Origin of the sequence: Pseudomonas sediminis (genome assembly GCF_039555755.1) — a bacterium.
GTDB classification, from domain to species: Bacteria; Pseudomonadota; Gammaproteobacteria; order Pseudomonadales; family Pseudomonadaceae; genus Aquipseudomonas; species Aquipseudomonas mendocina_D.
The window spans coordinates 3,122,583-3,134,484 of sequence record NZ_CP154631.1 but is presented as its reverse complement, the minus strand read 5'-3'; the positions used below and the strand labels follow the sequence as shown (position 1 = coordinate 3,134,484).

Sequence of the window (11,902 nt, the reverse complement as noted above, 5' to 3'; positions counted from 1 at the left end):
GCGCAACGGCGACTCAATCCGAGGTATCGTCGCGCTCGGCCTCGGCATCCTCACGGTTGCGCGCCTTGCTGCGCGGATGCGGGCCGGCCACGGCCGGAAAGCGCGACGACGCGTAGCGCACCACCAGAATCGCCAAGGCCAGCAGCAGGATCGCCCCGGACACCATCACCACGCCCCAGCTCGGCTTGTGGGTGTGGGAAATGTCGGAAATCAGCAAACGGGTCAGCGCGGTGATCGCCACATAGATCATGAAGCGGATCGGCATGTGGTTGGTCTTGAAATAGATGCCCACCATCGCTGCCAATTCCAGGTAGATGAACAGCAGCAGAATGTCATCGACCGTGATGTGGCCCTTCTCCAGCATGCCGATGAAAGTCATCACCCCCGCCCAGGCCGTGATCGCCCCGATGGCGAACAGCGCCAGGTAATGGAAGGCCTCCATCAACAGATTGCCCAGCGACTCCGCCAGGCCGTGCATGTTTTCGCGCAAGCGCTCAGCCCAATTCATCCTTCAACTCCCCACGAGACCTGGCAAACCACCCCGAATCCCCACCTCGGGTATTCGCAAGACACAATCATGCAGGAAAAAGACCAGCCCGAGGATGCCGCTGCGATGTGACGATTTGGCACGCTCCAGCCAACCGCGACGAGGCTGAAACTGACATCACGGGCTCGCCAAAGTACCCCGACGCGTCGCACACTGCGGCATCGCCACTCTCAATGAAGGATCCCCCATGCGTCTTTTCTCGCTGAGCACCTCATTGTCGTCCGCCATGATCGCCCTGGTCAGCCTGCCGCTGCAGGCGGCCGCACCGGCACAACAGAAGACCCAGGTACCGGGCTACTACCGTATGGCACTCGGTGACTTCGAAGTCACCGCTCTGTATGACGGCTACGTCGACCTGCCTGCCAGCCTGCTCAAGGGCATCGATGACAAGGACCTGCAATCGCTGCTGGCACGCATGTTCGTGGCGTCGGAGAAAGGCGTGCAGACTGCGGTCAACGCCTACCTGATCAACACTGGCGACAACCTGGTGCTGATCGATACCGGCGCCGCCCAGTGCTTCGGCCCGACTCTCGGCGTGGTGCAGACCAACCTCAAGGCATCCGGCTACCAGCCGGAGCAGGTTGATACCGTGCTGCTCACCCACCTGCACCCGGACCATGCCTGCGGCCTGGTCAACGCCGACGGCAGCCCGGCCTACCCCAACGCGACCGTGGAGGTGCCGCAGGCGGAGGCTGAATTCTGGCTCGACGAGGTGACCATGGCCAAGGCCCCCGAAGGCATGCAAGGCATGTTCAAGATGGCGCAACAGGCAGTCGCACCCTATGCCAAGATGAACAAGCTCAAGCCCTACAAGACAGAAGGCGAATTGTTGCCTGGCGTCAGCCTGGTAGCGAGCCCGGGACACACGCCCGGACATACCTCTTACCTGTTCAAATCGGGTGGACAGAGCCTGCTGGTATGGGGCGACATTCTGCATAACCACGCCGTGCAGTTCGCCAAGCCTGAAGTGGTCATCGAGTTCGATGTCGACAGCGCCAAGGCCAGGCAATCCCGCCAACGCATCCTGACCGAAGCGGCCACAGACAAGCTGTGGGTCGCTGGTGCGCACCTGCCCTTCCCCGGCCTGGGCCACGTACGCAAGGAAGCCCAAGGCTACGCCTGGGTACCCGTCGAGTTCAGCCCGATCCGTAGCGACCGCTGAATTCTCGACACTCGCTGCTGGCAAAACGGTAGCGAGTTCTTTATGCTTGGATCACTGTATAAATAAACAGTTACCAACAGACACGCATGAAGGCAGATGAGGTGATGAATGGCCGTCGAAGTGGTGTATCGCAGCAGTCGCGATCCGGAGCGCTTGTTCATGGATAAGGCCGAAGCCGACCGTTACGACAAGATGCTGGAACTGGCCGAGCGCCTGAGCGAGGTGCTGCACAAGGCGGTTCCATCCCTGAGCGAGGAACAGGGCGAGGAGCTGGGTATCTTCATGGCCAAGAATCGCGACGTCTTTGCCAAGGCGTTCAAGAGCCAGCCGGACGCACTCGAGGAACTCGAGATCGAGACCGCCAGCGAGTGACCGTGTAGCGCGGCCCCTCTTTCGCACGAGGGGTCTGCTCGGTAAAACCGTCCAGCATCATGCTCTGCTGCCTGGGTATTGCCCCGCGACCTGCTCCAGCCATGCCGGCAAATCACGTCGTTTGACGCCCTCACCTCGCGCACGGGCCAGCTGTTCGAGCATGTACTGACGTTTGCGCTCATCGCCCTCGGCAAAGGAAAGCGCCAGGTCGCGATCACTCCACTGGCGAATGCGACGGAACAACCACCAGTGAAAGTAAAGGCCGGCAGCGGTGGTGACGACGATAATGAAGTAGTCCATGGTGAATCCTCCTTGCACCACGCTAATTTAGCCTGTGAGCATCGCCAAGTGTGGCGTTGCCGCAGGTCGCTGCGCCGTGCACCCATCAGTTCGACCGGGCGCCGCCTACCGATTATCTTCGCGCCCCCACAGTTTGAACGGGCTCGGCAACCGCTAGGTGCGATAGAGCAGCCCCTCTGCCAGGTAGTCAGCGACTCGCGCCGGGGATCGCTTTTCAGCCTGCGCATGGGCGTAGATTTCAGTCAGGCGCCGGCTGATCTGCGCCAGGTGCGCGGTGATCGCCGCTAGTTCCTCGCCGCGATGGCGCAGTGCCACGTAGATCAGCCCTCCGGCATTGAGCACGTAATCCGGCGCGTAGAGAATCCCGCGAGCTTCCAGCTGATCGGCCACCTCAGGGCTGGCCAGCTGATTATTGGCCGCTCCAGCCACCGCAGCGCAACGCAGATGGGCAACCGTCTGCGCATTCAGCACACCACCCAGGCCGCAGGGCGCGAGAATGTCGCAAGGCGTGGTAAGCAGCGCATCGCTGGTTATCGGGTGCGCCCCCAGTTGCTCGACAGCCAGTTGCACACGCCCGGCATCGAGGTCACTGACCAGCAGCTCGGCGCCAGCGGCATGCAGCGCTTCGGCCAGGGCGAAGCCGACATTGCCCAACCCCTGCACGGCGACCCGTAGCCCTTCCAGATCGTCACTCCCCAGGCGTGCCTGGGCCGTGGCGCGGATACCTGCGAACACGCCCAGTGCCGTGTGCGGTGACGGATCACCCTCGCGGGTCGTACTGGTGGTGTGCTGGGTGTACTGGGCGATGCAGTCCATATCGGCGCTGGAGGTGCCGCTGTCGACAGCGGTGATGTAACGACCATTGAGGGTTTCGATAAAACGGCCGAAGGCTTCGAACAGCGCGGCGCGGCTCTGCAGATGAGCCGGGCGGATGATCACCGCCTTGCCGCCACCGTGATCGATACCGGCCAGCGCTGCCTTGTAACTCATACCCTGGGCAAGGCGGATGGCATCGGCAATGGCGCTTTGTTCATCGGCATAGGGTAGGTAGCGACAACCGCCAAGCGCTGGCCCGAAACGGGTGTTGTGAATGGCGATAACGGCCTTGAGACCGCTGGCCGGATCCTCGGCCAGATGCAGGGCCTCGAGGCGGGCGGCTTCCATCATGCTGAACATGGGCGAGCTCCCGGCTGGACTTCAGGCCTCAGTATAGGAGAGCCGCGCTGGACGACGACCTTGCCAGGAGCTAAAAGAGCAGAAGTCAGCGGAGAATGCGATGAGCCCACGCCAAGCCTGCCTGCAGTGCCTGCAACGCGACCCTCCCGCCCTGTTCGAGGCGGCACTGTGGATCGCTGCCGAACACGATGATCAGCTTCAGCCCGCGCAGATACTGAGCGACCTGCACAGTTTGTTATTGCAGGTCAGCGCCGGGTTACCCGCCCTGCCCGCTCGCGAATTGGCACAGCCGCTGCTGCGCCGACTGGCCGAACTCGACTATCAGGAAGACGACGAAGGCGTGACACGACCGCGCCATGCCCTGCTGCATGAAGTGCTACGCCGCCGACGCGGCCAACCGCTACCCCTGGCGTTGATTGCACTGGAGTTGGCGCGCCGCCTGGATATTCCACTCCAGGGCGTGAATTTCCCTGGTCACTTCATGCTCCGTGTACCTGGCGCCGATCACCTGCTCGACCCTTGCGGCGGACGCCGCCTGTACACCCGCGACTGCCGTGATCAGCTCTATCGCCAACTGGGCCCGGATGTCGAACTCAGCGCGGTGCACCTGCAGACAGCCGATGCCGCTGACATGCTGCGACGCCTGTCGCGCAACCTGCGCCTGCTGCACATGCAGCACGATGCCCCGGAAGCAGCGCTCAAGGATGCCGAACGCGTCCTGCAGCTCGGCCCGCCCAACCTGGCCGATCATCTGGCTCGTGCGGACGTCTATCGGCAACTGGATTGCCCACAGGGTGAGCGCTATGACCTTGAACACGCCCTGCTGTTCTGCGAGGAGGAAGGTTTGCGCCTGCAATTGAGCCAGCGCTTGCGCAGCCTGGCACGTGCGCCAGCAGTGCATTGACGCCGCAGCGCACGACAACCTCGAACCAGCGAAATATCAGGCAGACGCCGCCAGGCTGTGAAAGCTGAAGTAGTAACGCAGCGCGTCGATCATCTCGACGTAGTCGGCAGGTGGCGCCACCAGAGCGAAGCCGGAATCGTAGACACCGGGATTGACGTCTTCACGGCACCACTTACAGTTGGCGGAGAAGTCGATGAAATGCATGCCATGCTGGCCTGGAATCTTCAGGCGCATGTCGAAGCGTGCGCCCACCAGCATCGGCAACTGACTGATCAGCATCAGACCGTCGAGGGAGACATTGCCGATGGAGCCCATCGGTTTGTCGGTAATGCGATTGAACACCTTCAGGTAGTAGGGCAACTGATGGCGTTCGATTCGGCGCTGGCTACGCATAGTGGCAAATCGCTACAAAGGGACTTGAGTATGGCCCTACTACGACCACTTAACCATCCTCAAGAACAGCGTTGGGCTATCCGCTCGCGCAACTGGCGACGAGCGGCGTCTGTTTCATCATCACTGTAGTAGATGCGCTCGCCGCCGGCGCCTTCGCGATAGTAGCGAAAGCCCTCAGGCATCTGCGCCAGGTGTCGGCGCAGATCACGGCATTCACTGGCCCGCTCTTCGCGCTGCGCAGTTGCTGTCGCCGCAGCCTGTTGTTGCTCTTCACGCCGCGCATCGTAGAAACGCTGACGGCGCTCCTCACGCTCACGCGTATGTTGGTCGCGCTCAATCACCTGCGGTTTCACCTGCACGGTTTCAGCCCCGGCCACGGGCCTCTGGCCGAAATGCACCCGCCCCTGCTCGTCCGTCCAGCGATAGATTTCCGCCGTGACCAGCGAGGGCAGTAGTACAGCGATCAACAACCAGTGACGCATGTTCATCCTCCATGAGAGACATACGCCAGCTTATACCGCCACGCGCCCCTGAAGAACGCCGAACGACCGAAGGTTCAGAGTGTGGCCGGACTGACCTTGGCTGCCGGCGCCGGACTGTGATGCCCCAGTTGCTCCAGCGTCTGCAGACGCGCGCGGGCACGGTAGGCGTACTCGCTGGCCGGATAACGCGTGATGATGAACTGGTAAGTCTGCGCGGCATCGACGAACAGGCTCTCGCGCTCCAGGCATTGACCGCGCAACAGGGAAATCTCAGGTTGCAGGTAATTGCGCGAGCGGCTCTTGCGCTCGGCCTGCGACAGCTCCAGCGCGACCTGCGCACAATCACCTTCGTTGTAGGCGCGGTAGGCGTTGTTCAGATGATGGTCGAGCGAGACACGGGTACAGCCCGTGGCAACCAGGGCCACGGCCAGAATGATCAGGGTACGCATGGGCAATTCCTCCAATGAGCAGTGTATCGACAGCCGAGGGGAAAACTGAACAGCAATAGTTGTTCTGGCAACGCCCCGCATGACGCCATTGCCTCACCTTTTTTGTCCGCGCCAGCGCCACGACTACTCGCCCTCTCGAACCAGCGCCAAATCGCTGATCCATATCAATGCCGCTCGCCTGAACATGGCCTGTAATGCAGGCACAGACTCCAGGTGAGGACGCTGCCATGAAACTGCAACGGCTGATGGCCGTCATCGACGCCGAACACCAGCCACAACCGGCCCTGCAGCGGGCCGTCGAAGTGGCGCGCGAGACCGGCGCCGCCCTGCACTTGCTGCAGGTCGAGTATCACCCGAGCCTGGAGAGCGGCCTGCTGGACAGTCAGTTGCTCAACCGCGCCCGTGAAGCCATCCTGCGGCAGAGCCATGAGGCGCTACGCACCAGCGTCGCCCACCTGAGCGATGAAGGCTTCAGAATCGAAGTGGACGTACGCTGGGGCAAACGCAGCCACGAGGAGATACTCGCCCGCGTTGCCGTGCTGCAGCCGGACATCCTGTTCAAGTCGACCCACCCCAGCAGTGCACTACGCCGCCTCTTGTTCAGCGATTCCAGCTGGCAACTGATCCGCCGCTGCCCGGCGCCACTGTGGCTGGTGCACGACGCCGAGCCCCGAGGCCAGAGCCTGTGCGTCGCGCTCGACCCGCTGCACAGCGCCGACAAGCCTGCCGCCCTCGATCATCAGCTGATTCGCGCCAGCCAGGCCCTGCAGGCCGCGCTCGGTCTGCAGGCTGAATACCTGCATGCGCAGGCGCCATTGCCGCACTCGCTGCTGTTCGATGCCGAGGTAGCGCAGGCGTATGACGACTACGTGATCCAGTGCCGCCGCGAGCACCGCGACGCCTTCGACAAACTGATTGGCCAGTACGCCATCGATCGGGCGCAGGCCCACCTGCTGGACGGATTTGCCGAGGAAGTCATTCCAAAATTCGTGCATGAGCACAATATCGGCGTGCTGGTAATGGGTGCCATCGCCCGCGGCCATCTGGACAGCCTGCTGATCGGCCACACCGCGGAGCGGGTACTGGAACGCGTCGAGTGCGATCTGCTGGTGATCAAACCGGATGGCAAAGGGTAGTGCACAGGAACAATGACTACAGCTGAATGGCGTAGTAGCCTCTCGAACATAGTTCACTAGGGAGTTCGTGCATGACCTTTCGCCGCACCAAAATCGTCGCCACCCTGGGCCCGGCCAGCAGCTCGCCGGAAGTGCTGGAGCAACTGATCCTCGCCGGTCTCGACGTGGCCCGTCTGAACTTCTCCCACGGCACGCCGGACGACCACAAGGCGCGCGCCGCTCTGGTTCGTGAGCTGGCCGCCAAGCACGGCCGCCATGTCGCCCTGCTCGGCGACCTGCAAGGCCCGAAAATCCGTATCGCCAAGTTCGAGAACAAGCGTATCGAGCTCAAGGACGGCGACCTGTTCCGCCTCTCCTCCAGCCACTCGCGCACGGCCGGCACCCAGGAAGTGGTCGGCATCGACTACCCGGCGTTGATCCAGGACTGCGATGTCGGTGACGAACTGCTGCTCGACGACGGCCGCGTGGTCATGCGCGTCGAACTCAAGGGCGCCGATGAACTGCACTGCCGCGTACTGATCGGCGGCCCGCTGTCGGACAACAAGGGCATCAACCGCCGCGGTGGTGGCCTGACTGCGCCAGCGCTGACCGAGAAAGACAAGGCCGACATCAAGGTCGCCGCCGAGATGGACCTGGATTACCTGGCTGTGTCCTTCCCGCGTGATGCCGCCGACATGGACTACGCCCGTCGCCTGCTCACCGAAGCCGGCGGTACCGCCTGGCTAGTGGCCAAGATCGAGCGCGCCGAAGCCGTGGCCGATGACGAAGCGCTGGACGGCCTGATCCGCGCCAGTGACGCGGTGATGGTCGCCCGTGGCGACCTGGCCGTGGAAATCGGCGATGCCGAGCTGGTCGGCATCCAGAAGAAGATCATCGCCCACGCCCGACGCCTGAACAAAGCAGTGATAACCGCCACGCAGATGATGGAATCGATGATCCACAGCCCGATGCCGACCCGCGCCGAAGTCTCGGACGTGGCCAACGCCGCGCTGGACTACACCGATGCGGTGATGCTGTCGGCCGAGAGCGCCGCTGGGGAATACCCGGTCGAAGCCGTGCAGGCCATGGCCCGCGTGTGCCTGGGCGCCGAGAAGCACCCGACCAGCAAGCAGTCCAGCCACCGCCTGGGCCGCACCTTCGAGCGCTGCGACGAAAGCATCGCCCTGGCGACCATGTACACCGCCAACCACTTCCCCGGCGTGAAGGCAATCATCAGCCTCACCGAGAGTGGCTACAGCCCGCTGATCATGTCGCGCATCCGCTCGTCGATCCCGATCTTCGCCTTCACCCCGCACCGTGAAGCCCAGGCCCGCGTGGCACTGTTCCGTGGCGTCTACACCGTGCCGTTCGACCCGGCCTCGCTGCCAGCGAACAAGGTCAGCCAGGCGGCGGTGGACGAACTGCTCAAGCGCGGCGTGGTCGAGCCGGGCGACTGGGTGATCCTGACCAAGGGTGACAGCTACCACGGTACCGGCGGCACCAACACCATGAAGATCCTGCACGTCGGCGATCAGATGGTGTGATCCACCCTTGAACGCAAAAGGCCGCTCATCGAGCGGCCTTTTGTTTTTTGGTAGTGAGCCGCTTGCCGGTAGGGTGCGCCGTGCGCACCGATTTTTCGTGGTGCACTGTCTTCCAGCCACAACCAGCCCTGGTGCGCGAGACGCACCCTACGCGAATTTGGAAAAATCCGGCTTCCTGCGCTGCATGAAGGCCGTCAACGCCTCGATGGCCTCCGGCGAACGCAGACGCTGGCCGAACAACGCACCCTCCTCCTCGATCACCTGGCGCAATTGCTCGCGATCCGGTGCGCGCATCAGCCGTTTGCTGTCGGCTACCGCCGAGGGTGCCAGCTGGAGAAAACGCTGTGCCATCTCGCGCGCCTTGTTCAACGTCGCGGCGCCATCCTCCAGTGCCTGATTGGCGATACCCCACTCTGCCGCCTGCTCCCCGCTGAAGCCATGCCCGAGCAGCAACAACTCGGCGGCCCGTGCGTGTCCCAGTAGACGCGGCAGAATCAGGCTGGAACCGTACTCCGGGCACAGACCAAGATTGACGAAGGGCATTTTCAACTGCGCATCACGGCTGACGTAGACCAGATCGCAATGCAGCAGCAAGGTGGTACCAATGCCCACCGCCGGACCAGCCACTGCGGCGACCACCGGTTTGCTGAATTCGAACAGCGCGCGCATGAACTGGAACACTTCGCTGTTCAGGCCGGTGGGCGGCGCCTTGATGAAGTCGGCGACATCGTTACCGCTGGTGAAACACGCCTCACCACCAGTGAGTAGCACCACGCGCACGCCCGGGTCGCGCTCGGCCTCGTCCAGCACATCGGCCATGCCGGCGTACATGGCGCGAGTCAGCGCATTCTTCTTGTCCGGACGGTGCATGCCCAGGGTCAACAGACCGCCGTCGCGCTCGATATGCAGGTGCTCGCTCATGCCAGGGCTCCAATGGGTGCGTCATACGCACCGGCGCAAGGCCTGACCGGCCCGGCATAGCCTATGCGCGAGTGAGAAAAACGTCGGCGAGCATCTGACTGCGTGGCAAACCGGCCATATAGAGGCGCCGCGCGAAGCTGTCGACCGTCAAGGGATGGCCGCAGAGTAAGGCGAGGGTTTGCCGCGAAACAAGGCGCAGTTCGGCCAAAGCAGCCGGCAACTGCGCCGCCGTCACCAGTTCCACCTGCAGGTTGGCGTGCTGCGCAGCCAGTGCCTGAAGTTCGTGCGCCAGATAATGCTCGGCCGGCTCATGCGCCACGTGCAGCAGGCGGATGGCACCCTGGTGCTCCTGACGAAGCGCGTCACGCAAGACCCCGTACAACGGCGCCAGCCCCGTACCGGCGGCAAGCAACCACAGTGGTCGCGCTTGCCAATCGGCGTCGTAATGCAGAGCGCCACCGCGCAGCTCGCCGAGCCGCAGCGTGTCGCCAACCTGCAAGCGCCGCGCAGCATCGCAGAACGCGCCGGGCAGGCGACAGTCGATGTGAAACTCCAGCCAGTCGTCCTCACCCGGCACGCTGGCCAACGAATAGGGACGCGCTACACCCTGCTCATTCCACAGCAGCAGGTGCTGGCCGGGGCGATAGCGCAGTGGTTTGGCCGGTTGCAAGCGCAGGCGCAAAACCTGCGGGCTGGGCCAGTCCAGTGCGAGCACCTTGGCTGCCAGGCCGTCATGCTGCGGGTCGAAGGGCTCTACCTGCAGATCCTCGATCACCTGGCACTGGCAGGCCAGGCGCCAGCCCTCGGCGCGCTTGCCGACCGCCAGTGCCTCGGGCTGACGGTCCAGCGGCTCGCCGGCAACGCAACGCACAAGGCAAGCATGGCAGCTGCCGGCACGACAGCTGTAGGGCACCGCCACACCGCCGCAGAGCAACGCATCGAGCAGGTTGGTTTGCTGGGCGACTTGCAGTAGCTGGTCACCGACGCGCAGCTCAGGCACCCGCGTTCTCCCAGCTGGCGTCGCAACGATTGCGGCCGCCGCGCTTGGCCTGATAGAGCGCCTGATCGGCACGCTGCAGCGCTTCATCGAGATCGTCCCCGGCGACCAACAGTGTCATGCCGGCGGAGAGGCTCAGATTATCGACCTTCACGCCCACTGGCTCGGCCTTGGCGAAGGCTTCGCGCAAGCGCTCGCAGCAGGCGGTGAACTGATCAGCATCGGTATTGGGCAATAGCAGGACGAATTCCTCACCGCCATAGCGGGCAATGATGTCGCCGTCACGCAGACAGGCACGGGCCACCGCGGCGAAGGTTTGCAGCACCCGATCACCCGCAGCATGGCCATGAGCATCGTTGATTCGCTTGAAATGGTCCAGGTCGATCAGCGCCAGGCCGTGATGCCGCCCGTGGTCCAGATGCCCCAGTTCGCGGGTGGCCAGACGCAGGAAATGACGACGATTGAACAGGCCGGTGAGCTCATCGGTGGCGACCAGGTCCTCGAGCTGACGCATCATCCCACGCAGGGTGTCCTGGTGCGCTTGCAGGGCGAAGCGGCGTTGGCGCATGCGTTTGCGCATGGCCTGCACGTAGCTGGAGAACAGACATAGCCAGACCAGCAAGATGAACAGCACCCACACCTGTAGCCAGGCCATGCTCGGGTCAACCAACTGCATGCGGTAGGCCTCGACCAGTATCATCGCAGTGAAACCGAAGAAAGCGAACGCGGCGCAACGCACGAACACCCGCGGCGGCAGCTGGAACACGCCGAACAGCAGAATCAGTACGTAGAAGACCATCATCACGCCGCGCGCGCTGTCGAACAGCGCCAGCACCGGTGGCTGCCAGGCCAGCGCCACCAGTACCTGGGCTTCGGTCAGGCTGGGATCTTCACATCGCAGGTTGCGGCCGGACAGAAACAGCCAGAGAAATACCAATTGGCTGCCGAAAACACCCAGGGTCAGCCAGGCAGCGGTGCTGATGGAACCGAAGAAAAGGCCATTGAATACAGCGAACCAGCAGACGAGCGCCATCATCGCGTAAGTAGCGAAGGCCATGGCGAAGCGTTTGAGCAGGAGGCTCTGCAGGCTGCGTTGCGTTCCCCGGCGAGTCGTTGAGCTCATGGGCTCCATCCCATACTGGCATCTGGCCGTACTCTACCCCTGTGATCACAAAAAACCTAGGCCGCAGTAGGGGGCCGCCTAAAATCGCAGCGAGCCAGTCGGCGCAAGAGAGAACAGTCGAAAACGCTTGCAGTCGCGCTCGACGTTACAAGCGATGAATGAGCATGTGACCCGGCTGGCGTCCCGCCAATTATCAAATAGCGCTGACAAGGCACGACCGTGTGGATGTAGTTGGCACAGCGACGCAGAAAGCCAAAACCGAGGTCGTCCTGCAAACGCCCGATAACCGCCCACTGCGCTTGCCATCGACCTTTGGCTGCTGTGCCCGTCACGGCTGGCTGCGGTATACTGCCGCGCCTTTTTGGGCAGCTCTGAAAAATATCAAAGGTAATTTTCAGAGCTGCCCTTCCGCCGTTG

Annotated in this window: 14 protein-coding genes; 5 read left to right on the top strand and 9 right to left on the bottom strand. The window is 63.0% G+C overall.

What is annotated here, in order from left to right; all coding sequences use genetic code 11:
• Positions 1-13: 13 nt before the first annotated feature.
• On the bottom strand, positions 14-508 hold the full coding sequence (locus tag AAEQ75_RS14790; RefSeq protein WP_279532478.1) for a phosphate-starvation-inducible protein PsiE: 495 nt from the start codon (positions 506-508) through the stop codon (positions 14-16).
• A 226-nt stretch (positions 509-734) separates the two neighbouring features.
• Between AAEQ75_RS14790 and AAEQ75_RS14785 the strand changes: the two genes are divergently transcribed.
• Positions 735-1,709 carry an MBL fold metallo-hydrolase gene (locus tag AAEQ75_RS14785; RefSeq protein ID WP_343349449.1) on the top strand — a complete coding sequence of 325 codons (975 nt, stop codon included), beginning with the start codon at positions 735-737 and terminating at the stop codon, positions 1,707-1,709.
• A 108-nt stretch (positions 1,710-1,817) separates the two neighbouring features.
• Entirely contained in the window at positions 1,818-2,081 is a 264-nt protein-coding gene (locus AAEQ75_RS14780; protein WP_003462365.1) for a YebG family protein, read from the top strand.
• A 57-nt stretch (positions 2,082-2,138) separates the two neighbouring features.
• Here AAEQ75_RS14780 and AAEQ75_RS14775 read toward each other — a convergent pair whose 3' ends face one another.
• Positions 2,139-2,381: a hypothetical protein gene (locus AAEQ75_RS14775; RefSeq protein WP_003462367.1), complete on the bottom strand. Its 243-nt coding sequence runs from the start codon at positions 2,379-2,381 to the stop codon at positions 2,139-2,141.
• 153 nt (positions 2,382-2,534) lie between these two features.
• Positions 2,535-3,557 (bottom strand): Leu/Phe/Val dehydrogenase, encoded by a 1,023-nt coding sequence (locus AAEQ75_RS14770; protein ID WP_343349447.1) that lies wholly within the window; start codon positions 3,555-3,557, stop codon positions 2,535-2,537.
• Between the two features lie 100 nt (positions 3,558-3,657).
• On the opposite strand from AAEQ75_RS14770, the gene AAEQ75_RS14765 reads away from it, so the two are divergent.
• Entirely contained in the window at positions 3,658-4,461 is an 804-nt protein-coding gene (locus AAEQ75_RS14765) for a SirB1 family protein (protein WP_343349445.1), read from the top strand.
• A gap of 36 nt (positions 4,462-4,497) precedes the next feature.
• Here the strand turns inward: AAEQ75_RS14765 and AAEQ75_RS14760 are convergent, their stop codons facing one another.
• The 3 genes from AAEQ75_RS14760 to AAEQ75_RS14750 form a co-directional block, all read right to left on the bottom strand.
• Complete coding sequence (locus AAEQ75_RS14760) at positions 4,498-4,854, bottom strand: PilZ domain-containing protein (RefSeq protein ID WP_125835502.1); 357 nt, start codon at positions 4,852-4,854, stop codon at positions 4,498-4,500.
• A gap of 59 nt (positions 4,855-4,913) precedes the next feature.
• Positions 4,914-5,336, bottom strand: a complete 423-nt coding sequence (locus AAEQ75_RS14755) for a DUF4124 domain-containing protein (protein WP_343349444.1) — start codon at positions 5,334-5,336, stop codon at positions 4,914-4,916.
• Positions 5,337-5,410: 74 nt separating this feature from the next.
• A complete protein-coding gene (locus AAEQ75_RS14750) occupies positions 5,411-5,785 on the bottom strand; it encodes a tetratricopeptide repeat protein (RefSeq protein ID WP_099525661.1) in 375 nt (124 codons plus the stop codon).
• A 227-nt stretch (positions 5,786-6,012) separates the two neighbouring features.
• Between AAEQ75_RS14750 and AAEQ75_RS14745 the strand changes: the two genes are divergently transcribed.
• Positions 6,013-6,921, top strand: a complete 909-nt coding sequence (locus AAEQ75_RS14745; protein WP_343349442.1) for a universal stress protein — start codon at positions 6,013-6,015, stop codon at positions 6,919-6,921.
• A gap of 71 nt (positions 6,922-6,992) precedes the next feature.
• Positions 6,993-8,444, top strand: a complete 1,452-nt coding sequence (gene pyk, locus AAEQ75_RS14740; RefSeq protein WP_017362690.1) for a pyruvate kinase — start codon at positions 6,993-6,995, stop codon at positions 8,442-8,444.
• A gap of 147 nt (positions 8,445-8,591) precedes the next feature.
• Here pyk and AAEQ75_RS14735 read toward each other — a convergent pair whose 3' ends face one another.
• From AAEQ75_RS14735 to AAEQ75_RS14725, 3 genes are all read right to left on the bottom strand, one after another.
• A complete protein-coding gene (locus AAEQ75_RS14735; protein ID WP_343349441.1) occupies positions 8,592-9,365 on the bottom strand; it encodes an enoyl-CoA hydratase in 774 nt (257 codons plus the stop codon).
• Between the two features lie 61 nt (positions 9,366-9,426).
• A complete protein-coding gene (locus AAEQ75_RS14730; RefSeq protein WP_343349440.1) occupies positions 9,427-10,365 on the bottom strand; it encodes an iron-sulfur-binding ferredoxin reductase in 939 nt (312 codons plus the stop codon).
• Positions 10,358-11,485 (bottom strand): GGDEF domain-containing protein, encoded by a 1,128-nt coding sequence (locus AAEQ75_RS14725; RefSeq protein WP_125880545.1) that lies wholly within the window; start codon positions 11,483-11,485, stop codon positions 10,358-10,360. Before AAEQ75_RS14725 ends, AAEQ75_RS14730 begins: the two co-directional genes overlap by 8 nt.
• Positions 11,486-11,902 lie beyond the last annotated feature (417 nt).

Bases quoted from the DNA above. Each gene is read 5' to 3' on its own strand.
- AAEQ75_RS14790 (WP_279532478.1), bottom strand. From the start codon at position 508: ATGAATTGGGCTGAGCGCTTGCGCGAAAACATGCACGGCCTGGCGGAG.
- AAEQ75_RS14785 (WP_343349449.1), top strand. From the start codon at position 735: ATGCGTCTTTTCTCGCTGAGCACCTCATTGTCGTCCGCCATGATCGCC.
- AAEQ75_RS14780 (WP_003462365.1), top strand. From the start codon at position 1,818: ATGGCCGTCGAAGTGGTGTATCGCAGCAGTCGCGATCCGGAGCGCTTG.
- AAEQ75_RS14775 (WP_003462367.1), bottom strand. From the start codon at position 2,381: ATGGACTACTTCATTATCGTCGTCACCACCGCTGCCGGCCTTTACTTT.
- AAEQ75_RS14770 (WP_343349447.1), bottom strand. From the start codon at position 3,557: ATGTTCAGCATGATGGAAGCCGCCCGCCTCGAGGCCCTGCATCTGGCC.
- AAEQ75_RS14765 (WP_343349445.1), top strand. From the start codon at position 3,658: ATGAGCCCACGCCAAGCCTGCCTGCAGTGCCTGCAACGCGACCCTCCC.
- AAEQ75_RS14760 (WP_125835502.1), bottom strand. From the start codon at position 4,854: ATGCGTAGCCAGCGCCGAATCGAACGCCATCAGTTGCCCTACTACCTG.
- AAEQ75_RS14755 (WP_343349444.1), bottom strand. From the start codon at position 5,336: ATGCGTCACTGGTTGTTGATCGCTGTACTACTGCCCTCGCTGGTCACG.
- AAEQ75_RS14750 (WP_099525661.1), bottom strand. From the start codon at position 5,785: ATGCGTACCCTGATCATTCTGGCCGTGGCCCTGGTTGCCACGGGCTGT.
- AAEQ75_RS14745 (WP_343349442.1), top strand. From the start codon at position 6,013: ATGAAACTGCAACGGCTGATGGCCGTCATCGACGCCGAACACCAGCCA.
- pyk (WP_017362690.1), top strand. From the start codon at position 6,993: ATGACCTTTCGCCGCACCAAAATCGTCGCCACCCTGGGCCCGGCCAGC.
- AAEQ75_RS14735 (WP_343349441.1), bottom strand. From the start codon at position 9,365: ATGAGCGAGCACCTGCATATCGAGCGCGACGGCGGTCTGTTGACCCTG.
- AAEQ75_RS14725 (WP_125880545.1), bottom strand. From the start codon at position 11,485: ATGAGCTCAACGACTCGCCGGGGAACGCAACGCAGCCTGCAGAGCCTC.